The organism is Vibrio sp. VPAP30 (assembly GCF_001188205.1).
Classification (GTDB): Bacteria; Pseudomonadota; Gammaproteobacteria; order Enterobacterales; family Vibrionaceae; genus Vibrio; species Vibrio bivalvicida.
The window spans coordinates 37752-62179 of the sequence record NZ_LBLS01000017.1 but is presented as its reverse complement, the minus strand read 5'-3'; the positions used below and the strand labels follow the sequence as shown (position 1 = coordinate 62179).

Here is a 24428-nt window from a genome sequence, read left to right as displayed (position 1 = left end):
ATTACTCCTGCAAAGCATCAAATTGCGCCGTTAGGCAGTGGGCCAACGCCATCGGTCTTTTCTGTTTTAAGAAAGACAGACGATTGAAGACCAGTGACTGGACGAGATCTGTGTAGTCCATGCCTTCACGGGCTAAGTCATGGCAAACCAAACTGACGTTGTCCCCTTGAGGGCGTTTAAGATCCGGCTTTGGATTCGTTTCCAAAACGTACACTTTGCCAGTGCTATCCATACGTAAATCAACGCGAACCAGCGTTTGAAGACCCAATTGGCGGTAGATTTTCTGCCCAATCGCTGCCAGTTCACTACGCAGAGGTTCGTCGGTGACCGCAATCAGACGATCTTGGGTGATGGGTTTTACGTCCATAGACGTAAAAATCGGCTCGTCCTCGCCAAGCACACGCTCAGTGATAGAAAAAGCCAGCGGTGTATCCGACTGTGTAAGCTGACCAGACTTGAAAATGAACTCGCCTGCCACCGCCACCACAAATTCACGACCGCCGAGAAAGGGTTCGATCATCACCGTGTTCCCCGTCGCTGCACGCACTTTCTCGACCACCCCTGCCAAGGCCTCTCTCGAAAAGACCGGGTAAACATGGATCGACGCTCTCCCAGACACAGGCTTTACGATAAACCCGTCCGAAAACTGCGCCTCAATTTGGTCAATCGCGCTTTGCTTGACGTCATCCTCGAAGCGTTCGTCAATGCCTATAGTAATAAAAGGTGTCGTCGGTAATCCCGCGGCGTGGATCTCATGCTTAAAGAGGTGTTTGTTGTCCAATATGCCTGCCGTCATTGGCGAATGTCCGACGTAAGGGACGCCCAACATCTCCAATGTGGATGGCAGATGACACATCGAATCAAATCCCTGAAGTCCCCCGCTATTGGTGATCACTAAGTCAATGGCTTTGTCTTTCAACTGCTGAGCAAGATCAATGTCCTCAGCCAATACCTCCACATGTTGAAAACCCGATTCTCGCAGAGCATTCGCGATATCGTGCGCCACAGGTTCGTACGTCTTAGTTGAACGCGGGCTTAAGTTCTCGAAAATAAAGCTCTCCGCGCGCGCTTTGTCCCCACCGTGGATCACGGCGACAGTGAGGTTGTGTCGAATCCATTCCAGTTGTGACTTAGAAAAAACAGGTTGCGTCATCTATATCTTACTCATGATGTAACGTTGCTAACGTGGGAGCGCTGACATCGCCCCTAGCAACAAAAAAATCAAAAACTCACGTCGTTGTTGGTCAAGGCAGCGGTGATCACTCACCGCTGCTTAATGTGAGGTCTAACGCCTCTTTATCACTTGTTATTGAATGCGAATGTCGAACAAGCCATTGCTGTCGACACCAACATGCACCGCTTCCACCGGCTGGTTCTCGCTCATGCGTTGAATGCATTGATTCGCCAAGTTAGGCATCAATTGACGATTGATGATTTGTTCAATGGCTCGCGCCCCTGTTTCCGGGGACTCATTCAGATGAACTAACTGCTCAATCACTTGTGGGTCGTAATCAAAGCTCGCCCCGTAGTGTTCATCAACACGCTGGCGAATTCGCTGAAGAGATAACGCCGCAATCTTTGCCATTTCGTCGTCATTGAGTGGGAAATAAGGCACAATCGTTGCTCGACCTAAAAACGCTGGCTTAAAGTGTTTTTGCAGTTCAGGAAAGATCGTGTGAGTCAGAGAAGGAACGTCAGGTCGCTCTTCTGAGCAAGCATCCACGACGGCACTGTCCGCGGCGTTTGAGGTCATGATGATAATGGTGTTGCGAAAATCGACATGGCGACCTTCGCTGTCTGAAATCGCCCCTTTATCAAAGATTTGATAGAAGATGTCATGCACACTTGGGTGCGCTTTTTCCATTTCATCCAGCAGGAGTACTGAGTAAGGGTTTTTGCGTACCGCTTCCGTCAAGACGCCTCCTTTTCCGTATCCAACATAGCCTGCTGGCGAGCCCAGCAGCATCGAGACCTTATGCGCTTCCTTAAACTCCGTCATGTTAATGGTGGTGATATTACGCTCGCCCCCATACAGCAAATCAGTTAAAGCCAACGCCGTCTCGGTTTTGCCGACCCCACTCGGTCCACACATTAAGAACACACCGACAGGCTTGCGCGGATCCGTTAATCCCGCTCGCGAAAGACGTATCGCCTGTGACAACTCAGCAATTGGGGTGATCTGGCCAATAACACGTTCACCAATGTGTGACTCAAGCGCCATCAGTCGCTCGACCTCTTGGCTTAACATGTTGCCGACAGGGATCCCAGTCCACAGTGCAACCACCTCCGCGATCGTCTGTGCCGTCACCTGAGGCAGAACCAATGGCTGCTCGCCTTGCAGTTCGGCCAATGCCGCCATTTTCTCAGATAGCGTGTCTCTTAGTTCATTGGACGTGATCTCGCCCTGATCTTGCAGCTCCTCATCCAGACGAGTTTGCAATTCGAGGATTGACGTCACTAAATCACGCTCCTCATTCCAGCGTGATTCAATGGCCTCATGTTCAGCCTCTAAGGTGGTCAACCGCTGCTTTGCCGCCGCTAATCGAGGGTCATCCATCGACCATAAGGCCGCTTCATGCGATAGCGTGTCAATTTCATTGCGGGTATAGCGAATTTGCTCTGCCACCGCCTCCATTTGACGTGGAGTGGCACTTTGGCTTAACCCAATTCGTGAACACGCAGTGTCCAACAAACTGATCGCCTTGTCCGGCAACTTGCGTTCGGGTAAATAACGGATAGACAACGACACAGCCGCATCAATGGCTTGCTGCATCACTTTGACACTGTGGTGCTTTTCCAAGCTTCGTTTAACGCCGCGTAGCATATGCACCGCATCCTCAGCACTCGGCTCGTCAACAGACACGACTTGAAAGCGTCGCGTCAGTGCCGCATCCGATTCAAAGTATTGTTTGTACTCCGCCCACGTCGTCGCCGCTAAAGAGCGAAATTCCCCCCGAGCCAGGGCTGGTTTAAGAATGTTCGCCGCATCGTTTTGACCTGCAGCGCCTCCGGCGCCAATCAGCGTGTGTGCCTCATCAATAAACATGATGATCGGTGTCGGCGATTGCTTAATTTCATTGATGACATCTTTTAAGCGATTCTCGAATTCCCCCTTAATGCTCGCACCCGCTTGGAGTAGGGATAGATCAAGGCTTCGCAGCTCAACATTCTCGAGCGCAGGCGGGACATTGCCATTGACAATTTCTTGTGCCAATCCTTCAACGATAGCGGTTTTTCCCACACCGGGATCACCGACTAAGATGGGGCTGTTTTGACGTCGACGGCACAAGATGTCAATCGCCTTACGAATTTCATCACCACGCCCCGTGATCGGGTCTAACGTTCTGCTTCGTGCGGCCTCCGTTAAATTTTGCGAGTACTTGTCCAAAGCCGGCGTGGTGGAATCACCACGGGCTGAGACCATGCTTTCGGACGTCTCCGAGATTGGACTGGGCGTATTGGCCACCAAAGCCTGCTGGCGCAACCACTCTGACGATAACGTTGTCACCCAGCCACTCAAGACACCATTGTAAGTGCTCTGTTCCATTCGCTGTTTAAGCACCATGAGAACGTGATACTCGTTGACAACCGATTGTTGATTGTTCAGCGAGGCTAACATCCAGGCATCTTTCAGTAACTCAACCAACTCTGGTGACAGCGCGGGGGACGAGTCATTCCCACGAGGTAACCCTGTTAAATGAGCATGACAACGCTCGAGGATTTGAGCTTTCGATAAGGATGCTTGTTGCAACGCCGCATCCCATCCTTTACTTTGCTGCAGCAACAGTAAGAACCAATGTTCTGGCTCTATCGAGAAATGAGTATGGCTGACACATTCACCAGCGGCTGACTCTAAAGCGTTTTTTAACGCTGGTGTCAGCCTTTTAACCAAGCTCTGCAGTTCAATGTTGATCATTCTTTTTTCCTAACTTTTCGCCAGTGGCATTTCCACAAACTGTGGTTGGGTTGATTGATTGTCCATCCACGCAGACTGCCCTATTCGCAGTGCTTTCTGATGGTCGGAAGAGAGCGTGACTCGCGGCAGGTACTGGCTTCGCACTTTCATGTACAAAGCAAACTTGGTATTGACTCCCATGTAACTGCGCACCATATGATCAATCGCATGTATCATTTTCTCGTCATGCCGAATGGCAAGGTAATGGGCGTAGTTTCTGGGACAAATTTTGATCGCGAGTTTGTGTCCGAGCATCGGTGTACTCTTCCCTGCCAATGCACCTATCCCAAGCTGTTGATTCTGACCACTCTGCCCAATTTGGGTTAACGAACATTCCGTAAGAGGGAGGTACTCTAGTCCACTTCGGGCGATATCAAACTCCGCGTCAAAATAGTCCTCCAGCAACGCTTTCAAAGCGAGCGGACACGTCAGCTTCAGCCCAAGCAGTCCGGTGTATTGCACCAAGTGAGCTTCGGGTATAGCGCGCATCTCTCCCGTCTGACCAGCCAGTGAAGACAGCATGCCAGTCATCGACTGACGGTGTTGGTTCCAATGGAAGTGCTCTTCTTCAACTTGATAGGCCAGATCGTGTTTTTGTTCGGTCTCACAATGCAGGCGGTAATAGCGGTTGTTAAACGTGTCAAAGAAATCACAGGCGGCTTCGTCCCCCCGTTCAAATCGCGCTGAGAGCGCGCCGCTGTACATCGCTCGGGGCATCGCTCCTCCATTGCCAGACAACGCAGCAACCGAAGTTGACACGATGAGTGTCCCAGCTCGGTCAGACGTGACTTGAGACACCTGAGTCTGGTAATAGGCAGGAAGAACTTCGGCTTTGAACCTGACTTCAGGTCGTTGCCCCGCCAGATGCGCTTGATGCTTGAACATCTGCCACGCCTTTTCCAACTGACCCGCGAAGCCACCCGAGGTCAATCGACTTACAATAGACTCTTGCACCCGGTTCTCCTTGGGAAGGATAGATAAACACCATCTTGTCCTTCGAGATAAACATCCAACTGCGTGAAGCTGTTAAAGCCCGCAAAGTAGGCAAAGAATCGATCCAGTAGGTGGGCAAACAAAGCAATGCCCCCATTCACGTTACTGGCTTCTAACGTCACAGCGATCTTTGTTCCGTAGGCAAAACACGTTTTGCCAGAGACACGGAGCGGTGCCACAACCTGCTCTTGGGTAATCTCCAGTAGGGCATCAATATATACTTGGTTCTGCACGGCTTGATTGTGGTTGTACAACTCCAGTACATTTCTCAAGGTAGCCGTTGGATTGTCGGTACCTAAAATGGCATGGTAGTTAAAATGCAAGTGGCACAGCAGCGCCCACACATTCTTATTGGCGTCTCGACTTCGTACTGGCAACGTCGGCCTGCGTGACAGGCTCATTGTGGCAGGTATTGTCAGCGCATCACGACAAGCAATTTGACTTGTTACTGGGAGTGAACCTGCGCTCACACCATCGCTAGCCGTGGTGGTGACAGTCCAGACGCGCTCCCCTACCTTCGCACTAACGTGTCCCAAGTCCGCCACTTTCAAACTGCTGCTCAGCACCCCTCTTTCATGGATACTTTGCACAAGTTGCCATCGCAATGAATTGTTTGTGCTGGTGTATTTTTCCCCGTACAGAGGCGGCACTACACACGGTTCACCCTCTGTAACGTCCACCACTTCGTCGACAGAAAATACTTCCAAATCACTGCGTTGATTGCTGTCGAGATATACCGGATATTGCTTCTGGCTGAAGTCAATATGGATAGGCTCAGAGATCTTGCTGTGCAAGTTCACCAAAGGGACGCTAAACAATGAAAAGTGCTGGGTCTGGATGCTTCGCGCCTGCTCCACACTGATTTCATCAAGGAAGATTTGAAGCCGACATTCCGCCCCTAGACGTCGTTGACCAAGGCGCGTCAAATCGAGACTAAACCCCTGAAAACGCTCGGGAAAAATAAAGAACTCAGTCAGCAGTTTGAACCCACCAAAACTGGCTGCCTGATAGGGCAATACCGTGTTCTCAGCGTCAAAACCAATGGGTTGCAATGCCGATGGTCCCAGTAGCACCGCACCGCCTTCGCATTGAAGTGCCACCTGAGCAACACCTTGAGCCAAGACATCATAAAGACGCAAAGCAAAGTGGCTTTCTCCTTTGAGGTGCAGAGTGAGGCTTTCCATACCCAACTCACTGAGTTCAATGCCTTCATCGGTCGCCGTGATGGTCAGCTCCAACATTGCCTTCGCACTTTCTGCCCCTGATGGCTTAGCCAGTTCAAAAGGTGCAAATAACACGTCGGCTGACGAGACGGATATCGGAAAAATCTCGATGTCCTCCGTCGTTCGAAACACTAACGGCTCCTCCCCTTCCCCCATTAAGTCGAATTCCGTCTCTTTGGGAATCATATGCTTAGCATTGGCGTCCTTCTCCACCTCAAAATCCAGCATGGTATAGGACGGGATCGGTCTTAAGTAATGCGGAAACAGCAAGGTAACCAGGCTTTCGGTCAGTTCCGGATAAGAGTCATCAAGACGCTGCTGTAACTTACCGTTCATCAGTGCAACACTTTCGATCAGACGAGCGATCTGTGGGTCATCAATGCTGTCTTTGCGTATACTGAGCGCGCGCGCTGCCCCTGGGTGGCGCTCGGCAAATTGTGTGGCTTCATTGCGAATAAAACGCAGCTCTTGTTCAAAATAGGAAAGCAATGAATTAGACAAAATTAGACTTCCTTACATCAAGTTTGTTGCTGCTGAGATCCAGAAAGGAGTCCAACACGATGGCTTCATCGCCAAGATCCGAGTGGACCACAGCAGACAGACGAAAACTCAGTTGGTTCGTCGCGTTTGTCCCTTCCTGCACCTCAATTTCAACCTGCGTTAAACGTGGCTCATAGAAACGGATTAGCGCTTCAATTTCGTCAATAATGTCGGCAGTGTTTGTCTTACTTTGTGCGCGAGCTATATTTCGCATCCCCAAACCAGCAATGGTCGCTTCTGGGATAGATGGCTCGTTCGACCAAAGAGGTGCCCGACTCGAGATCAAATCACAAACGTTATCCACAATGACGTCGCGGACGGCATCAATGTCATTGCGCCACCCCTGATTGAGTTTTGCCATTAGACTCATTGACTCTCTCCCACTTCTTGTCCAGATACCGACGCGGTCAACACGACTTTGGCGTCCATCATTTCAAACTGATACTGAGGTTGGAGCATGATTTCACACAGATAACGCGTCTTATCGTGTTCTGACTCTTCAATCCGCACATAGCAGGAACGGAGGGGATACCGCGCTAAAATCGAGTCTTCTCCATAGCTCACGTTGCTGATGTATTGATCCAGCCACCGCTCAAGGCTACGTCGACAATTTTCCACACTGTCGTACCGTCCAACCTGATCACGGATTTGTGCTTTGATGTAGTGACCAAATCGGCAGGCCATCAAATTGGTCTGTAGCATTCCTAGTTGACGTTGATCTGGGCTCGGGGCTTGCCAGACGGACTGATTGCTAAAAAATCCTTTTTGATCACTCAAATAAAGGCTCGTTAAGGGCATGAATCCCTCCGCGGCCCAAAAGCCATCGTCCTCCGCGAACAAGTCTACTTTCGTGCGCAGTGAGCCAGAGTTCGGCACTACCGCTCCATAGTTTCCAGTGTCATCGTATGAACGCAAAAACCCAAACCAACTGATGCGGTCGAACTCACGCATCACATTACTCAAGACCAGGTAGCCACTGTTCCCCCATAAGGCACAATGCTCACGTTGTTCTTGGTTAAACAGAAAGCCAGCAGGACAATGCTGATAAGGTTGGCGCATTAAAAACTCTGGCATCACTAAGTGGAGAAAACGTGACGAGCTGCGCCCTCGTAGCAGTTGCCACGACACGAGATCACGGCTGCTTAGAATACGGTCTATACGAGCTCGATCATGCAGTTGTCGACGAGGGTCATCCCCAAAAAAGAGTTCATCAACACCTAACACCATTGGACAAAATGCCATTTCACCCAACTCAGATAACAGTTGAAGAGTGAATAAGTCATCCCACTCTTGATCTGGGTTGTAGTCGGCACTGATCTTATGGTCAACCATGACAAGCCCGAAAGGCACTCCTCCCGCCGTATCAAACTCGTTGGCATATAATTTCTGATACAGCCCCGAATGCTTTAAATCGAATGAATGGTTAAGATCGGAAGCCACCACTTGCCAACTGGCATCGAGCAGCTTAATTTTCACACGACGCTGCGAAACTTGAACCTCTGTCAAGGATTCGATTCCAGTCCAAGACGCTTCCAGTTGCTGAAACTGCGGGTGCTGAATGACTTCAGATAACTGCTCACTGAGCAGCGCATCAAGCTGAGCAATCAAACGAGTCAGCCATGCTTTGAATTGCGCTTTTGATTGACGTGGCGCCTTAGCTAAGAAAGCCTGCCAGGCGGAAGAGCCTATTGGGCTGAGTGGTATTTCGGAGTCAACTTTCATCAAAAACTCAATGCAAAACATTCGGGGGCAACAAGCCCCCGAATCAGATTAACCAGGGATATTTGCGACCATACGTAATGAGGTCGTCAATTCTTCCATCTGTAGCCAAGGACGAAGGTAGGCCACCGCTGAATAAGCACCAGGTCGGCCAGCTTGTTCTTCGACAGTGACTTTTGCCTCAACCAACGGGTGGGTGGCTTTGGCATCGTTACCGATCGCATTTGGGTTTACGTACTGATCGATCCAAGAGTTGAGATCGCGCTCAACATCATTTGGATCTAAGTTAGAGCCAATACGATCACGACCCATGACTTTGAGGTACTGGGCAATGCGGCTGCTAGCCATCGTATAAGGTAAACGAGCTGAAATTGCGGCGTTTGCGGTTGCATCAGGATCTGTGTAAGTCTTTGGCTTGTGCGTCGTCTGCGCGCCCATAAACACCGCGTAGTTCGTGTTTTTGTAATGCACGAGCGGCAAGAAGCCCAGATCACTCAGTTCTTTCTCACGTTCATCGGTAAAGTTGACCTCAGTCGGGCATTGCTGCAGTAGATCACCTGCATCTGACACGTGCGTGAAATTCGGTAAGTTTTCAACTTTGCCGCCATTTTCCGTACCACGAATCGCCGTACACCAACCGTATTTTGTGTAGGCTTGAGTCATGAGTAAGCCAAATTCATACGCTGCGTTGCTCCAAACAAACTCGTTGTCTGATGACACAATGGCTTGGCCGTTGTCACGCGTTTTCAGCTCTTCAAACGCAAAAGACTTCACTGGCACCGTATCCGCGCCGTAGGGTAAGCGTGCCATTGTCTTAGGTAAGGTCAGCGCTACGTAACGCGAGTCATCGCTTTCACGGAAAGCATTCCAACTTGCATACGCTGGCGAGTCAAAGCCTGTAGCGACTGGCTTACCTTCAGCAAAGGTACTGAATGAATTGAAATCGAACATGCCAGCGTTTGCCGCCGCAACAAATGGAGAGTGAGATGCCGACGCAACTTCGCCCATGTAACGAAGCAAAGAAACATCTTCGTCACCATAACCAAACTCGTAATCACCAAGGAGAGCACCGTAAGGCTGACCCCCGGCCGTACCAAATTCTTCCTGGTACACCATGTTGAAAAAGCGACTACGATCAATTGCTGGAGCATCTTCGAATTGCTCAAGCAGTTCTTCTTTGGTGTAATCCGCCAGTTTGATCTTTAAATCTGGTCCTAACTCGCTATTTTTAACGAGTTTTTGCAGACCCAGCCAAGACCCTTCCATTTTCTGGAACTCAGCGTTTTGCATCACTGTAGACAACTGCTCAGAGATCTTGCGATCAATCTCGCCGATGGCTTTCTCAATGGTCAGTGTAAAGTTTTTATCCCACGTTACGGTCCCTTCTAGCGCTTGGGCCGTCATAATGCTCAACAACTCTTTCGTCGTATCAACCGGCGTCTGGGCGGTCGCACTGATCGCACGATCAAGAAAACTCAGTGAAGCCTCTGCTTCTGCCACATTTTGCGTTGCTTGTTGTTCTACCGACATTATTCGCCGCCCTCCTGATTTAAACCAAGTTCCTCAGCTAAGCCCTTGATGGCGTCCGTACTTTGTAGAACTTCTTTTAACAGACTCTCGAGATCTCTTGAGCGGTCCGCTTTACTCAACAACACTTTGAGTTGATTACGTGTCTCAACTAACTGCTTAAGTGGGTCGATCTGCTCAACCAGATTCTCCGGATGAAAATCTTTCATCGAGCGAAAGCTCAAATTCACATCAAATTGGGTGTCGTCTTTTGCTAGCTTGTTGTCCACTTTGTACGACAAACGTGGGTGGATTTGCCCCATCACAGAGTCGAAGTTGTCTTTATCAACGCCAGTAAATTCACGCTCTTCAAGCGCGACTTTTTCCGATTCCGGTTTATGGCCCGAGAAATCACCAATTACACCGACGACAAACGGCAGTTCTTTGGTTTCCACAGCACCATTGGTTTCCACATCATACGTAATGCTGACTCGGTTCTTGCTGACGCGCTTGTGTTGCGAGTTCAATGACATAGCTTGTCCTATTTATTCTATTGGGAAATTAGGCGCATTATTGGAAAAATAATGCGCACAGCTTTTACGATCCTGTCTGACCAGACTCCATAATTCCCGTAGGAAGATCGTAAGTCACAATACCACCTGGCTTAAGATCACCACCAGTTGACTCAAAATGGTGCTTTTGAGAAATTTTCGTGTAAGACAGCGATAGGCTCTCGTAAGGTTGTGAGCCATCAGTGCCGCTCACGTTGTAAGAAACCAGGCGTGCTTTTTCGAGTTTGATTTGGAAGTACACTTCCACACCTTTACCTGCATCCGCTGGTTTCGTGAAGGCAATCTCTACGTCGCGACCATCTTTACCTGGGGCAAATAGGTAAGACAAGAGAGCTTCTGAGGCAGCATCTACTACTTTAGTGACACTGACTTCACTCACGCCGACCATGCCACCATCAGCGTTGGTGGCGTTACCAATGTCCATCGCAACGTTGCGAGCACCACCCCACGCATAAGACTGGATCGCAAACCAATCTGTGCTTTCTCCATTCTCTGTTTTTATTTTTTCGATAGTGGCTGCACCTTCTTCGAAGTTGAAGCCACTGATGCGCATATAAATACTTGCCATGTTTTTTCCTTATTTTTTAAAAGACGATTACCAGCTCAAGCCAGATTTCGCTGAGGATTTAGGTTCATCATCTCGTTGAGGTTGGGTATCGACAGGGGAAGTCTGTGATACTAACTCTTGGGCACTTGGTGCTTCCGAAACTTGCGGAGCCACCGAAGGCACCGGGGTGATCGCTGGGCGTGTCACTTCAGGCAGAGTCACCTGCTCAAGGTGATTGAGCCCAACGGCATTAAACATTGCACTGACCGAGTCAGCGCTTTTCTCTGCCATCATCTCTTGCAACAACTCTGGCAGAGGAAGATAGCCCCAACGAATCACCTTCTCTAACATGAAAGCGCTAGGACTATGCGGCTCGCTTTGGCGAAAATAGTCCGCGATCTCTCTCAATAGATGGAACGCCAGATCACGGTTCATATTGTTGAGCGCGCCCAACGCGGACAAGTTCCCAGCATGGAGGTGCTGTGACGTTGTCTCAGGCTGCAAAGGCTCCGATGTACAAGTCGATGGCTCAATAATCGTGGACTCGGAAGCCACAGAAGGCTCATCAGCAGGCGCTGCGGCTTTCGGCTCCGTCGTCGCCGTCACTTTGATCCCAGTGAGATGAAATAGCGCTTGGTCCACGCGACGCAGTAATCCCGTCACGAAGCCAAAATTGGCCGCTTTGACGCCTAATGCTTGGCTTCGCTGAGCGACGTTTACGCGTAATCTATCCAACTGCGCGAGTGCTTGGCTCAAATTGTCCAATTTAGCGGTGATGGCAGCGCGTTCTTGAGCGACTACTGCGGAGAGAGACGACTTTAATTGACTGGTTTCACCTCGGCGCTCAGCGCTTTGGTAGTCATAAAACGTTACCGTTCCGACCAAGGGAAGTTGAAGCAGTGGCCCATACAGCAAACAGCTCTCTTCACTCTCCCCAACCAGTTGCATCAATGCCTTAATTTTCGCTTCAGCTTGTTGCTTGGCGATGGCTGCACTCTCGTCGGATATGAGTTTTTCTTCAGTCAAGACGGGGTTGAGATGATCCCAGTGCTGCTCTGCCAAGTCCGCTAACCATTCGATGCTATTGGCCGCACTCTCAAGACTAGGGTCGAGCAAACATTGAGCCGCGATAAACCAAGAAATTAACTCGATGTCTCGCGTGGTGTGGGCGAAAGTTTCAAGCAAACGCTCGGACAAGGACTGCCAACTTGCGTGACACGCGGCTATCAACTCGTCTTTTTCGCTTTCTGCCGGATTCTGACTGAGTTTACGCAATGCGGTTTGCGCAACATTGAACTCATTCCGTAATGGACGAAACGCACTTTTGTCCATTTTCAAGTAAACACCACACACCAACTCATCACTGATTGGTTGAGAAAGCTGTTCAGCCTGAGATTTTAAAAATGGCATAGACTCTCATAATTTGCTAATTAAGGTATCGTGAATATATTTCGCCATGTCTTTGTTTTCCCAAAGGCGAAATTTATTGATAGACGACGACAGTTTATATTTTCATTGGTTTGATAAAACCACCATATATGCCATTTTAGCGGTCCATTCACGCCATGAATCATCACAATTAAATAAAGTATCTATTGAGTTGCATAATAAAAAATAACAAACCAAAGTTCGTTGGAATAAAAACTGTTATTTCTTATTGCGACTTGAAAAAGAGTGGACAGTCATTTAACTTTGTCAATCAATAATAAAAACCCTATTTATTTGAACAAAGTTATAATTTTCGTAAGGATATTATTTTTATTTTCCTCACCCATTTATATATTGTTGACATAAACCCTATTGTGATAAAGAGAGGGAACGCATGAAAGCCCCATGGAGCCCAGACGACGCCACTATTTGCTATGAAGCAAACGGGTGTGCAGCCGATAGAAAACTTGGTATCGCCGTTCGAGGAATTATCGATCTCGCTTCCCCCAACAGCCTCCTTAAAGGCCCTTACGACGTCTCGGTTAAAGATGTCTGCCTATCCGGGACGCTTGAGGCGATCGTTGTGGGACTCGATAAAATGGAGACACGCAATCCACGGTATTTTTACGTCACAAACCGTTATGAGAGCATTAAAATTTGGATCAACAAACCAAGCGATACTTTGAACGCAGCGGTGGAAAACCCATTTGCCGACGCCGTCATCCATAACCTGTCCGGTATCGCTATGGCTTGGGCAGGCCCGAAATTTGGGGAGACCGTCTCGCCAGTTCTGAAAGGCCTCATTCCAAACCAGGCTGGAGAGGGCGTCAAAACCGCTACGGGTATGCTTGCCGAGCAAATCGTTGCCCAAGGGGGCAATGTGGTTTCCCCAAAATCGAAAGCGACAAGCCCCAACAGTTCCATCGGGAATTCAGCGGTTAATCTGTCAAACATTAAAGATGTCGTGTTGGATGGCTATACCATCGGAAAACAGATCGCCAATGCCGTTTCAAGCACCAACAGTTATGATATTACGTTCAAAGGTACCCCTCCCCAAACTCCAGTATTTAGGGATAAATCAAAGCGTAAAAATAAAGTCAGATCCATGCTTATCAAAGCAAAAAATATATTTGCACCCGATAAGGTTTTGATTCGTGTTGGTTCTGAATTTAATAAGCATCATGCAGGTACAGTCATTGACTTGGGAGTAAGATCAATTTCATGTCACGATTTAATCGATTTTCTTACTTACTATTCGGAAAAAGGAAAATTGATGAACTGCTTCCACGACAGATCCAATGACAACGCCCTAGTTGCAAAAATAAATGTCATTTAATTGTTCACTATTAGAGCAATCTAATTATCATGATAATTAGGTGATTGAATCCTAAAATAGGCTCGTCACATTTAAGGTAATGTTTCTGACTAGAGAAAGGGATTTTGGCAGGCACATTCTAATACTGTTAAGCCAATGACAAAGCTACGGGCATCCATGACACCGTAGCGGCTTAACAAAGCGTTAAAATGCACAGGTAGCTATTTTCGATACGGTAGGACTGGCTCCCCGTTGTTCTCGATCAAAGGCTGGATGAGTCCAATCAGTTCACTTTTCTCAAAGGCTCCGACCAACAGTTGCGTTGGGTTCGAAATAGACAAGCTTAATACCTCGCCAATATTGTTGATGTGGATGTCAGTATCGGCGATACAGGCAATCAAACATACCTTTGTATGGCGCTCAGCGGTATTGAGTTCAAGCAGGCGTGCGCAGCGCAGCGCCTCTTTCGCACGTTCACGCAGTACTTCTTTATACAACACGTCGAGCACCCTCACCATTTAGTAACATGACAATGTGAAAATCCTCGCTTTTGCGGATCGCCGCAGCAAACAAACGTTCACGCATCGTAGTCTGTTTAGATACGTCACTTGTCACGTAATCGGTAAGAATTTCGATGGCTTCTTGTTCATCAATCTCTTCTTGGCTAATGATAGAGGACAGAACACTTTTTGCGATGTTGGTCGACATATCAAACTCTAACTCTCTGGCCTTAGCCAGCATGGCTTTGATAACCTTATTTTTATGAGCTCGAAGAGTACAGATTTTTAGCTCATGCTTGTCAAAAGCGTAACCGATCTCATCGAGCAATTCGCTAAGTTCTTGGTACACGTTACTTTCCTCATACGTCGTTGTTGATGCGCTATATGTTAACGGAACATGTTTAAAAACAAACCATGAACTCAATTGCACTAATTTCAAAAAAATCCATTACATCAGACAGTTGGAGAAAATCACCTCGATATTAAGTCCGAAACACCACCTCTATTAGTCCTAATTATCTGCTAAAGTTATCAATAATTCCCCATTCATCGCCCATCACCATGGAAGCATCAATACAATCGAAACGTTAGGTTGGAAAGAAGACTGAATCATCATTCTCAGACGAGGCGGATGACATACAGCGCTGAGACTTCACATTATTACCGTTAATAAAAAGTAATAACCTGCTCCGGATCTCTGGCTCGCATAAAGTAGCCGCCAGTGGCGTCAAAATGCCAAGATTGCCAACATCATTGAAATCGCTAGCCGAACGTCACGTCCCCCTGTAACAAAGCCGTCTCTTCTTAGCGACTTGCGAGACGACACAATAAGAGCGAACCTGACAATGGAAACAACATCTCAATCAAAACACCCGTCTTTGATCGGCGGAGTATGCATCATCGCAAGCATCTGTATTGGGGCTGGAATGCTTGGTCTACCGACCGTCGGGGCGGGGGCTTGGACACTGTGGTCACTCTTTACTATGTTTGTCACCATGTTAGTGATGACCCTCAGTGGCTGCTTGATCCTAGAGGTTCTCCAAACCTACCCTTACACTTCTTCTTTTTCAACGCTGACTCAAGACTTACTGGGTACCCCAATGACCTGGTTGAACAACATCATGGTGTACTTCGTGGGGGGCATTTTATTGTATGCATACATTTCTTCAGCCGGGCAACTCCTCCATCAGTATCTTGACATCTCGGTGCCCTATGCTTCGATTGCGTTTACTGCCCTCTTTTCTTACGTGGTCTGGCATTCCACTTTTTGGGTGGATCGCCTTTCTGTTTTACTGATGATCATCGTGATTTTCACTTTTGCCTTCAGTGCGACTCAACTGGCCTTTCATATCGATGTCGACCACGTAGTGGGCATTGTTAGCTGGCAGCAGAGCCAATACATCTGGGCACTGTTTCCGATCGCCGTCGCCTCATTTGGTTATCATCATGCCGTCTCGTCAATGCGCGATTATTATCGCAATGAGCGCATGGCGCAATATTCTCTGATCGGGGGGACGTCTATTGCCTTTCTATGCTACGCAATATGGCTGGTGTGCGTTTATGGTAACTTACCTCAGGCTGCTTTCCATGCCGTGATCGAACAAGGTGGTAACATTGACGCCTTACTTGAAGCGGTAAACCAGTTCATTCCCCATCGCTACACAACCTTATTCATCAACAGCTTTTCGACCGCCGCTTTGTTGTCAAGCTTCGTCGGTGTGGGTTTGGGGGTATTTGACTTTTTGGCCGACATGTTGCATTTCGATAACAGTCGCCGAGGACGCACCAAAACCTGGGCCGCAACGTTTTTGCCGCCTCTCTTGTGTTCATTACTGCTGCCTTTTGGTTTTGTGAGTGCTATTGCGCTGGCCGCCGCAGCCGCAGCAATTTGGATGTGCCTCATTCCAGCATTGTTAGTGTATAAAACCCGCCAAAAGCGTCACAACCCTTCCCCTACCTATCGCGTGTATGGTGGAAACATTACCTTACTCATCGTCTTTGTTTTTGGGCTGGGGATCATTGTCATTAATCTATTGAGTGTCTTCAATGCCTTACCTGTCTTTTGGAGCACACCCTTTTCATAGCAGGAGTTCATGAATGATGATGCCTGTCCTTTTAAGATCGCAATCTTGACCTAATATTGAAGCGGTGAGGCCCGCGATGGCCTCAATGTCATCAGCCACAAAGTGGGACGGCAAGAACGCCTCTAAACTCAACACAACCGTACAAGCGGAGCGCCATGGAGATCGATGAAGCCCCGTTTCCGCTCGTATGCCCGCATAAGATAACCGCCAACACACACGGGACAAGGTCGACGGATCTGGCCAGTCAATCACGACCTCTTCGCCAGTGTGGCTATCACCAGAGTCGGTCAACACAAACCCTCGATTCCTAAGAACCAAAGCAAACAACGCAGTTCGATCTAAGGTGACGGCCCTAATCACGAATCGACACGCCAATCTTGTCTATGCTCAGGCTGAGCATCAGCATGTTCGCCACCTTGAATTATCCCGTTCGCTGCTGATCGTTTATCACTTGGCCAGTCAAATTAAGCGCCATTTTGACTTGTTGAGCCGGAGGTGGTCATTTGCCCAAGTCGAGCAAGTAATAACGAAACGTCGATCCCTTCTCTATCAATCCGTTGGGCGATTTTTGCTAGTTTGTTGTTCAACGTCGTTTGGCGACGCTCTTGTATCACGGTGGTGAGATTGTCGATAGCTAACATCAAATCGTCACTAGAACAGTGTTTCAGTTGTGCCCGTAAACGACCTTTGTTCAATAAAATTTTGTGTTGTTCCTGAATCTCCATATTCCTACCCTTCTCCCGCAAATTCATACTCATCATATAGCCTCGTCGACAAGCAAAATCAATCCCTATTAGTCCGTCACCTCGCCCAACGTGAACCTACACACCGGCGATGGGCCTAAATGATAACTGTATGTTTTTAAATTTATTTTTTAGAATCAACCCCATGCGTATAGCGGTATTCACACCAATAAATTTAGTTATAGTGCATTAAATAATGACACTTAATACGCGTTAATAAATAGTTGTTGACGAGTGTTGGGTTTACATTAAGTCGTGTTGATTCACAGATCGTTGGCGACTATGAGTCAACAAACAACCATAAGTTAATTGCGCTTTCCGATGATTAATGGAAACCACGAGGCGACTCCACAGTTCCTCCCCGTTTTGCAGTGAGCCCTCTCACTGCTTTTTTTTTGCTACCGGACCCAGCCTTATGAATAACGCTCAAACTCGCCTCTTTCTCCTAATTCTACTCTCACTGTTTTCTTTATCAGCGAGCGCTGACCATCTGACTATCGGTAATGGCGTCGAAGTCGCCACCTTAGATCCGCATAAAGCGCAAGGTGTGGCCGAAAGCAATGTGCTGCGTGATTTGTTTGAAGGCCTGGTGATCACCAACCGCCGCGGTGATCTCGTGCCCGGCAATGCCCACCACTGGCAAACCAGCGATCATCAACACTACCGCTTTACCCTTCGCGACGACATTTTTTGGTCAAACGGCGAGCCCGTCACGGCCCAGGACTATGTTTACAGTTGGCGCCGAGCGGTCGACCCTAATACCGCTTCTCCGTATGCCTGGTTTCTCAGCGCGGCGCACATTCGAGGCGCTCAAGCGATCATTGATGGTGCCTCTCCAGTCTCAGCACTGGGGGTCAAATCAGAGAGCCCTCATTCTCTCCTTGTCGAACTCGATCGCCCTGTACCCTACTTTGTCCATATGCTGGCGCACACAAGCTTTCTTCCTGTCCATCAAAAAACGATACAACGTTTTGGTGATCACTGGACTCAACCTCAACATATCGTGACCAATGGCGCCTTCCTGTTGATGGAGTGGGTGATTAACGAACGTCTAGAGCTTGGCCGAAACCCCAGTTACTGGGATCATGCCAATACCGAGCTTGAACGAGTGACCTACCTCGCGCTTAACAACCCGATCTCTGAGATGTACCGCTTTATGACGGGGGAGATAGACCTCACTTCTACAGTCCCTCTAGAGCACTACACCCGACTGCGTCGAGAACAGCCAGAGAGCCTTTTGCGTAAACCCAATCTATGCACAGAGTTTTACCAATTTAATACGTTACGTCCCCCGCTTAACGACGTTCGAATACGTCAGGCACTGGCTTACGCCATCGACCGAAATGTGCTTACCGATCGTCTGCTTGCACAAGGCCAAATCCCTGCCTACCATTTGATCCCCCCGACAACGCAAGCTGCCCCGAACTGGCAACCTGCCTTAGCCAATCTCACGCAGAGTCGCCGAGATTCATTTGCTCGGCAGTTGTTCGCACAAGCTGGGTATACAAAAGACCACCCTCTGCACCTAACGCTCCTATACAACACCAGCGATTCGATCAAAAAAATCGCCTTAGCCATCAGTGCAATGTGGCAATCAACCTTGCCTGTCAAAGTCGAACTACTCAACCAAGAGTGGAAAAGTTACCTCTCTAGCACTCGACTGGGAGAATATCAAATCGCTCGCATGGGGTGGTGCGCGGACTACAATGAGGCCAGTGCGTTTCTTTCTTACTTGGCCAGTGATGCACTCGGCGGAAAGTACTATCACAACCGCTTCTATGACTCACTCCTTGAGAAAGCCAGCCTCGCAGACACCACCGCAGAACGCGTCCATTTCTACCAGCAAGCCGAGGAGCACCTTTGGGGTACCATGCCACTGATCCCTTTATACTTTGGCGTCACAAATCGGCTCGCGACACCAAGACTACAAGGGTACGACCCTGGTTACCCAGCGGCTCTTTACAGTAAGGATCTTTCACTACAACCACCACCAAAAACGCCGTAAGTGAACGCGCCTCAAACGACGAGCAAGCCCCGCCTAACGACAACTAGCGCGTATAAGTCGCTGTTAATGTGACTTTGTCCAGCGCCAGACTATTTAAAGTGAACCCAACCACCGCGGCGGGCGTTTGCTCATCTAATTCCAGTTTCGCCGTCGGTAAAGCCCAAACGGTAAACTGATAGCGATGCATGCCATCTGCCACGGGTGGGCATGCCCCACCAAAGCCAGCAGTGCCAAAATCAATGCGTGATTCCGTTCCACCTAACTTTTTAATGTCTGCGCCGCGCGGCAGGGTATGGACAGACGCCGGAATATTAAACGCCAACCAATGCCAAAAGCCACTGCCTGTTGGGGCATCTGGATCGTACACCGAGATCGCGAAGCTCTTGGTTCCTGGTGGGGGCCCCTTCCACGTCAATTGCGGCGACAGGTTACCACCCTCACACCCCCACCCCTGAAACTCAAAGGTCTTGTCCATCGGATGACCTTCGCGAATGTCATCGCTCGTCAGCTCAAACGCCTGCGCCGAGCTCACCGTCATGATACCTACTGCCAGTATTGTTTTGGCTATCCCTTTCATTGCTGTCCTTTCCTACGTTGTTTAAAAAGCCACCGTGTTGACGCCTAAGCGCGTCAACACCCAATCCATTGCCCCCAACGCGGGGACGTTATACCTTGCGCCGTTAGCCATACGAGGGATAGTCAGTATAGCCGCGTTCATCCCCACCAAAGAGCGTCGCGCCGTCGAACTCCGCCAAAGCGTGTTGATGTTTGAGTCGGGTGACCAAGTCGGGGTTTGAAACAAACGGTCGACCAAATGCCACCAAATCTGCATACCCTTTCTCAAGGATTTCATCGGCTCGAGCCTGCGTGTAGCGACCGGCCACAATAATTGGGTGAGTAAAACATTCACGCAGAGCAATACGAAAACTGTCAGGGATAACGGGCGCGTCATCCCAGTCGGCTTCCGATAAATGCAGATACGCAATCTCGCGCGCTTGTAACTGCTTTGACGCTGCTAAAATCGTTGGCACAATATCGGGACAATTCATGTCTTTGAACGTAATGAACGGGGCAAGTCGTACGCCAACGTTATTCGCGCCTATCGCTGCGCTCACTGCATCCACAACATCCAGCAAAAAGCGAATTCGATTTTCTCGCGTCCCACCGTATTGATCCGTTCGATGGTTAGAGTTGGTCCGTAAAAACTGATCGATGAGGTAGCCATTGCCACCATGAATCTCGACACCATCAAAGCCCGCTTGCATGGCTCGTTTGGCCGCCGAAGCAAAGTCACTAACCACCCGATCAATGTCAGCTTGGTTCATCGCCCTAGGTTCGATACAGTCAACCATGTGGCCCTCACCTTGTTCATCCGCAATCCACACTTGAGTGCCAACGGGCTTCAATGCCGAAGGCGCGAGCGGGGCGCGACCTTGTTGGAAAGTGGGATGAGATACGCGTCCGACATGCCACAGTTGGCAGTACATCGCGGCGCCTTGCTCTTTGACCGCTTGAGTCACTGCTCTCCAGCCTGCCACTTGCTCATCCGTGTATACACCAGGGGTAAACGAATACCCTTGCGAATCATCTGAAATCTGGGTGGCCTCTGAGATGATCAACCCCGCACCGGCGCGCTGCGCATAGTACGTTGCCATCAATCGGTTTGGGACATTACCCGGCTGGCTAGTACGAGCACGCGTCATGGGCGCCATGACCACTCGATTTTTTAACGCCAGCTCTGGTAACTGCACCGCTTCAAAAAGTTTACTCATTTGGGAATCCTTACTTAAGTAGGGGTATGTTGGTGTTATGACTTGCCGACAGCAGCCAATTTTTCACAGCGGCGTCCCACTGGATGGCGGTGGCGCTGCAAAAACCGCGTAACAACGAGAACACAAGCGCCTCATCGACGAGCCTCGCTTGCAGTTCGCCACCGAGATGTAAGATCTCTTTCGCCTCGATGATCAGCCCCTCAACGTCTTTGGCGATATCGTCAGTATCACGCAGCAAGGCATCGAAATTTAGCGCCTCAGTTTCTTTCTTGATCCGCCAAGCCCAACGCGCTGATTCGGTTGAAAAGTCGGGCAATCCCATCTCCGCCCAGCGCGGATACCCCAGTTTTTGTAGAGGCAAAAACGCGGCTTGTTGCCATTTTAAGGCGGCTAAAGAAGGCTTGCGGTGGTCACTCGGCCCCGCCAGTTCAATCAAGTAATCGATGATATCCAAGCTTTCCGCCACGCATTCTCCATCCTCTTTACGCAATACAGGCACTTGTTTTGCCCCAATCAAGTCCACCGTGGTCGTATCGTCGTCATACGCAACGATCACCACGTTGAGCGGGATGTTAAGCACGGCGGCGACATAACGCACTCGGGCGCAAAATGGGCAATGTTCATAGATGTACAGTGTCACATTAGACTCCTCATCAAAGGGGGAAAGACGTTAGCCAAGCAGCGCTCCTCCATCCACATCAATAACGGCGCCGGTCATGTACGCATTTTGAATAGCAAGTTGGTACGCCTGCGTCACATCCGTGGTTTCACCGACTTTGCCAACAGGCAAATGATGGCGCGTACGTTCATACATCGCCGTTCTGTCTGCCTCACTCATGTTTTTGTACGCGTCTGTTTGAATTAAGCCGGGGCTCACAACATTGACACGGATCGGCGCCAACTCTTTTGCTAGCACTTTAGCGGTCGCTTCCATGGCGGCATTGATGGCCGCTTTTACGTATGTACTTGCTACGGTTTTTCGGGCCAACATCCCTGAAGTCAGCGTGATCGATCCTCCTTCGCGGATGTATTGTGCGCCGTGTTTCGCGGCGTGAATCGCCCCCCAAAACTTGGTATCGAAGGCCCCTTTTGCTTGGGCAATGTCAACATCGACAACCTTACCAGAGGGGGCAGAAGAGCCCGCAGTGACAATAAGATGATCGAACGCACCAACAGTGTCGAAATAGCGACGTATCGCTTGTTCATCCCCAATATCCACGCCGGTTCGACGACTCACGACATGCACCACGGTCTCTTCGCTTTCTAGTTGTTTCGCCAGGTGCGCTCCGATACCGGATGTCCCACCGACCACCACGTAAATCGTCTGTTTGGTTTGCATCACTTCTCTCCCATCCCATGACAATGAAGTCAGTATAAGCATTGGAAAAAAATTGATAATTAAGTATTATTCGAATTGATTATTTTATTGAACTGAATAATCGATGGGGAGAGTTCATGGATAAGTTTTCAGACATGACGCTGTTTGTCAGCATCGTGAAAAATGCCGGCCTTGCTGCCGCTGGCCGAGAATTGGGGTTATCGCCCGCGACGGTCACAGCGCGCTTGCAATCATTGGAGGCTCGCTACGGTGTCAAATTACTCAATCGCAGTACCCGACATATCTCGTTAACCGACTCGGGCGCAACGTATCATCAGGCCTGTCTTGCGATCATCGATAGCGTCAATGAAACGGAAAACTTACTCCAAACTGGCACCAATGACGTTCGGGGGACACTGAAAATCTCTGCGCCACGAGATATTGGTAAACAGTACATTTCGCCGCTTTTATCCGAGTTCAGTGACCTGTACCCTGAAGTCATCCCCTACTTGTACCTCAACGACAATTTGTCGAACTTAGCCGAGTCTGGGTTGGATATCGTGATACGCTACGGAGAGCTGGCAGACAGCAATCTGATTTCGCGAAAACTGGCATCAAGTCGACGTGTCTTATGCGCTTCACCGAGTTATTTGGCGCAGAAAGGTACTCCGATCACACCACAGGACTTGGCTAACCATGACTGTTTAGCCATGGTTAGAAGCAACGAAGAATTGAAAACATGGCACTTTCAAGATGAAGAGCAGCATAATGCCATCACCGTCATGCCAAAGCGATTTTCCGACGATGGTGAAGTCATACGCCAGTGGGCGCTGGATGGGGCCGGTATTGCCTTGAAATCCATACTCGACGTCCAGGCCGACATTAAACAACAACGCCTTGTCACCCTTCTCAATGGCTATATGAAAAACTTCAACGCTTCGACATCTTCCTACGGTGCGGATCTCAATGCCATATATCTCAGCCGGCAGTATCAACCTAAACGCTTGCGGCTGTTTCTCGATTTCTTGATTGAGCGTTTCAAATCACTCGAGGAGGCTTGAACCATCCAAACGACCACTACAGAAAGGCATTGAAGCGGATCAATTCTGCTTGCAGGTAGTCGGTCTGATAAGCACAGTGTCACTCCCTACAACACTTTGTCGTTCACCCTGGACGTGTGGGACCACCATAGGGAATGCCTATCAAGAACTCAACGCAGAATTGATCCTAGCACCATTATATCGTATTTGTGTCGATATAGAATTAATAGAATTTAACATGGATTATTATCGACGCTCATCAGGTGTTGACCGCTTGCTGGTGGATGACGCGACTCTGCTCTAATAAACGTTTTTGCTTGGCATCATGGAAAACAAAACCTTTATTGCGGATCGTGACAATTTCAAAGCGACTATGTCTGATCAAACGCCGCACCTCATGCATCAAGACCGGTAAACTGCTCATCCCCACTACCCCGCCTTGCCAAACATAAGCTTCGATATCCGACTTGGAAACCAAATAATCTTTTTTCTGGCACAAGTAGCACAGCGCTCGGACTGCATTTTGACTGCACCCCATTCGCTTTTCCCCCAACACAATAAACAGTTTGCCTTCACACGACCTAACACTGATCCCTAACACGTGCTCTATCGCTTGTACCTCTCGACAAAATGCACATGAAATTTTTCTACACTCAATGTCATACATGTTTTACCTCCTCAGCCGTCACTCCTAACTCTATTTGTAATAATTTACTTTATTATTTCAACTACTTAATTAGAGCGAATACTTTGCAGAGTTCGTTTAAGGATTCAAACTTAATAATAATTTATCGTTATTTATTATTAGATTTCATTTATTTAAGGCAAAGCTAATATAATAAGGCGCTGCAACATTTTGACAATTATTAAATTATATTATTGCCCTTAGCCCTGAATGCGTGCGCCGATTGCCCGTAATGCCCCCTCCCCTAACCTCGTCAAGGTCGAGGCAAATAAATCGGAACGACCACCAGACTTTCGTTTCATTGGCTTCCAAAGTCGACAATGCGTGACAGTGTGACAGTGTGACAGTGTGACAGTGTGACATTTTAAAAGTTTCGTTGTTTGTCGGTCAAACTAGTGGTTTCACCAACTTAAAAAACACTAATAAATTGCGAAATTAATTGCTTATTGACATAAATAATCCAAGTTTACGTAATGGCAGAAA

The 24428-nt window shown here is 48.8% G+C and carries 23 protein-coding genes; 4 read left to right on the top strand and 19 right to left on the bottom strand.

Annotated elements, in window-relative coordinates:
* Position 1: 1 nt before the first annotated feature.
* The 10 genes from ZX61_RS06260 to ZX61_RS06215 form a co-directional block, all read right to left on the bottom strand.
* Positions 2-1153, bottom strand: a complete 1152-nt coding sequence (locus ZX61_RS06260) for a D-alanine--D-alanine ligase family protein (protein WP_004744264.1) — start codon at positions 1151-1153, stop codon at positions 2-4.
* A gap of 153 nt (positions 1154-1306) precedes the next feature.
* Positions 1307-3916: a type VI secretion system ATPase TssH gene (gene tssH / locus ZX61_RS06255; RefSeq protein WP_049843842.1), complete on the bottom strand. Its 2610-nt coding sequence runs from the start codon at positions 3914-3916 to the stop codon at positions 1307-1309.
* A 9-nt stretch (positions 3917-3925) separates the two neighbouring features.
* Complete coding sequence (locus ZX61_RS06250) at positions 3926-4909, bottom strand: type VI secretion system baseplate subunit TssG (protein WP_049843841.1); 984 nt, start codon at positions 4907-4909, stop codon at positions 3926-3928.
* The gene (gene tssF, locus ZX61_RS06245; RefSeq protein WP_049843840.1) at positions 4891-6672 is read right to left on the bottom strand and encodes a type VI secretion system baseplate subunit TssF; all 1782 of its coding nucleotides are present in this window, start codon (positions 6670-6672) and stop codon (positions 4891-4893) included. Before tssF ends, ZX61_RS06250 begins: the two co-directional genes overlap by 19 nt.
* Positions 6665-7081 (bottom strand): type VI secretion system baseplate subunit TssE, encoded by a 417-nt coding sequence (tssE, locus tag ZX61_RS06240; protein WP_004744268.1) that lies wholly within the window; start codon positions 7079-7081, stop codon positions 6665-6667. Before tssE ends, tssF begins: the two co-directional genes overlap by 8 nt.
* Positions 7078-8433: a type VI secretion system contractile sheath domain-containing protein gene (locus ZX61_RS06235; RefSeq protein ID WP_049843839.1), complete on the bottom strand. Its 1356-nt coding sequence runs from the start codon at positions 8431-8433 to the stop codon at positions 7078-7080. The genes tssE and ZX61_RS06235 overlap by 4 nt, the downstream gene beginning before the upstream one ends.
* Positions 8434-8481: 48 nt before the next feature.
* Positions 8482-9960 (bottom strand): type VI secretion system contractile sheath large subunit, encoded by a 1479-nt coding sequence (gene tssC, locus ZX61_RS06230; RefSeq protein ID WP_049843838.1) that lies wholly within the window; start codon positions 9958-9960, stop codon positions 8482-8484.
* Entirely contained in the window at positions 9960-10469 is a 510-nt protein-coding gene (gene tssB, locus ZX61_RS06225; protein WP_049843837.1) for a type VI secretion system contractile sheath small subunit, read from the bottom strand. The genes tssC and tssB overlap by 1 nt, the downstream gene beginning before the upstream one ends.
* A 64-nt stretch (positions 10470-10533) precedes the next feature.
* Positions 10534-11076 carry an Hcp family type VI secretion system effector gene (locus ZX61_RS06220; protein ID WP_049843836.1) on the bottom strand — a complete coding sequence of 181 codons (543 nt, stop codon included), beginning with the start codon at positions 11074-11076 and terminating at the stop codon, positions 10534-10536.
* A gap of 27 nt (positions 11077-11103) precedes the next feature.
* Positions 11104-12465 (bottom strand): type VI secretion system protein TssA, encoded by a 1362-nt coding sequence (locus tag ZX61_RS06215; RefSeq protein ID WP_049843835.1) that lies wholly within the window; start codon positions 12463-12465, stop codon positions 11104-11106.
* Between the two features lie 412 nt (positions 12466-12877).
* Between ZX61_RS06215 and ZX61_RS06210 the strand changes: the two genes are divergently transcribed.
* Entirely contained in the window at positions 12878-13819 is a 942-nt protein-coding gene (locus tag ZX61_RS06210) for a hypothetical protein (RefSeq protein WP_049843834.1), read from the top strand.
* A 200-nt stretch (positions 13820-14019) separates the two neighbouring features.
* On the opposite strand, the gene ZX61_RS06205 is transcribed toward ZX61_RS06210, so the two are convergent.
* Together ZX61_RS06205 and ZX61_RS06200 are read right to left on the bottom strand one after the other, a co-directional pair.
* A complete protein-coding gene (locus ZX61_RS06205; RefSeq protein WP_004744275.1) occupies positions 14020-14298 on the bottom strand; it encodes a hypothetical protein in 279 nt (92 codons plus the stop codon).
* Positions 14288-14647, bottom strand: coding sequence for a hypothetical protein (locus tag ZX61_RS06200; protein WP_004744276.1), 360 nt, complete (start codon positions 14645-14647; stop codon positions 14288-14290). Before ZX61_RS06200 ends, ZX61_RS06205 begins: the two co-directional genes overlap by 11 nt.
* Before the next feature lie 496 nt (positions 14648-15143).
* On the opposite strand from ZX61_RS06200, the gene ZX61_RS06195 reads away from it, so the two are divergent.
* Positions 15144-16382, top strand: a complete 1239-nt coding sequence (locus ZX61_RS06195; protein WP_049843833.1) for an aromatic amino acid transporter — start codon at positions 15144-15146, stop codon at positions 16380-16382.
* On the opposite strand, the gene ZX61_RS06190 is transcribed toward ZX61_RS06195, so the two are convergent.
* Together ZX61_RS06190 and ZX61_RS06185 are read right to left on the bottom strand one after the other, a co-directional pair.
* Complete coding sequence (locus ZX61_RS06190; protein WP_235431299.1) at positions 16377-16676, bottom strand: hypothetical protein; 300 nt, start codon at positions 16674-16676, stop codon at positions 16377-16379. The genes ZX61_RS06195 and ZX61_RS06190 overlap by 6 nt on opposite strands.
* A gap of 170 nt (positions 16677-16846) precedes the next feature.
* On the bottom strand, positions 16847-17107 hold the full coding sequence (locus ZX61_RS06185) for an H-NS family histone-like protein (protein WP_004744279.1): 261 nt from the start codon (positions 17105-17107) through the stop codon (positions 16847-16849).
* A 433-nt stretch (positions 17108-17540) separates the two neighbouring features.
* Here ZX61_RS06185 and ZX61_RS06180 point away from each other — a divergent pair, with 433 nt between their 5' ends.
* On the top strand, positions 17541-19130 hold the full coding sequence (locus ZX61_RS06180) for a peptide ABC transporter substrate-binding protein (RefSeq protein WP_004744280.1): 1590 nt from the start codon (positions 17541-17543) through the stop codon (positions 19128-19130).
* A gap of 43 nt (positions 19131-19173) precedes the next feature.
* Here the strand turns inward: ZX61_RS06180 and ZX61_RS06175 are convergent, their stop codons facing one another.
* The 4 genes from ZX61_RS06175 to ZX61_RS06160 all read right to left on the bottom strand — a co-directional run bounded on the left by ZX61_RS06175 (position 19174) and on the right by ZX61_RS06160 (position 22241).
* Positions 19174-19707, bottom strand: a complete 534-nt coding sequence (locus ZX61_RS06175) for a YbhB/YbcL family Raf kinase inhibitor-like protein (RefSeq protein WP_049843831.1) — start codon at positions 19705-19707, stop codon at positions 19174-19176.
* A gap of 103 nt (positions 19708-19810) precedes the next feature.
* The gene (locus ZX61_RS06170; RefSeq protein WP_049843830.1) at positions 19811-20902 is read right to left on the bottom strand and encodes an alkene reductase; all 1092 of its coding nucleotides are present in this window, start codon (positions 20900-20902) and stop codon (positions 19811-19813) included.
* Between the two features lie 10 nt (positions 20903-20912).
* Complete coding sequence (locus ZX61_RS06165) at positions 20913-21542, bottom strand: GrxB family glutaredoxin (protein ID WP_049843829.1); 630 nt, start codon at positions 21540-21542, stop codon at positions 20913-20915.
* 30 nt (positions 21543-21572) lie between these two features.
* On the bottom strand, positions 21573-22241 hold the full coding sequence (locus ZX61_RS06160) for an SDR family oxidoreductase (RefSeq protein ID WP_049843828.1): 669 nt from the start codon (positions 22239-22241) through the stop codon (positions 21573-21575).
* 116 nt (positions 22242-22357) lie between these two features.
* On the opposite strand from ZX61_RS06160, the gene ZX61_RS06155 reads away from it, so the two are divergent.
* Positions 22358-23281, top strand: coding sequence for a LysR family transcriptional regulator (locus ZX61_RS06155; protein WP_004744285.1), 924 nt, complete (start codon positions 22358-22360; stop codon positions 23279-23281).
* Between the two features lie 238 nt (positions 23282-23519).
* Here the strand turns inward: ZX61_RS06155 and ZX61_RS06150 are convergent, their stop codons facing one another.
* Positions 23520-23927, bottom strand: coding sequence for a winged helix-turn-helix domain-containing protein (locus ZX61_RS06150; RefSeq protein ID WP_004744286.1), 408 nt, complete (start codon positions 23925-23927; stop codon positions 23520-23522).
* Positions 23928-24428 lie beyond the last annotated feature (501 nt).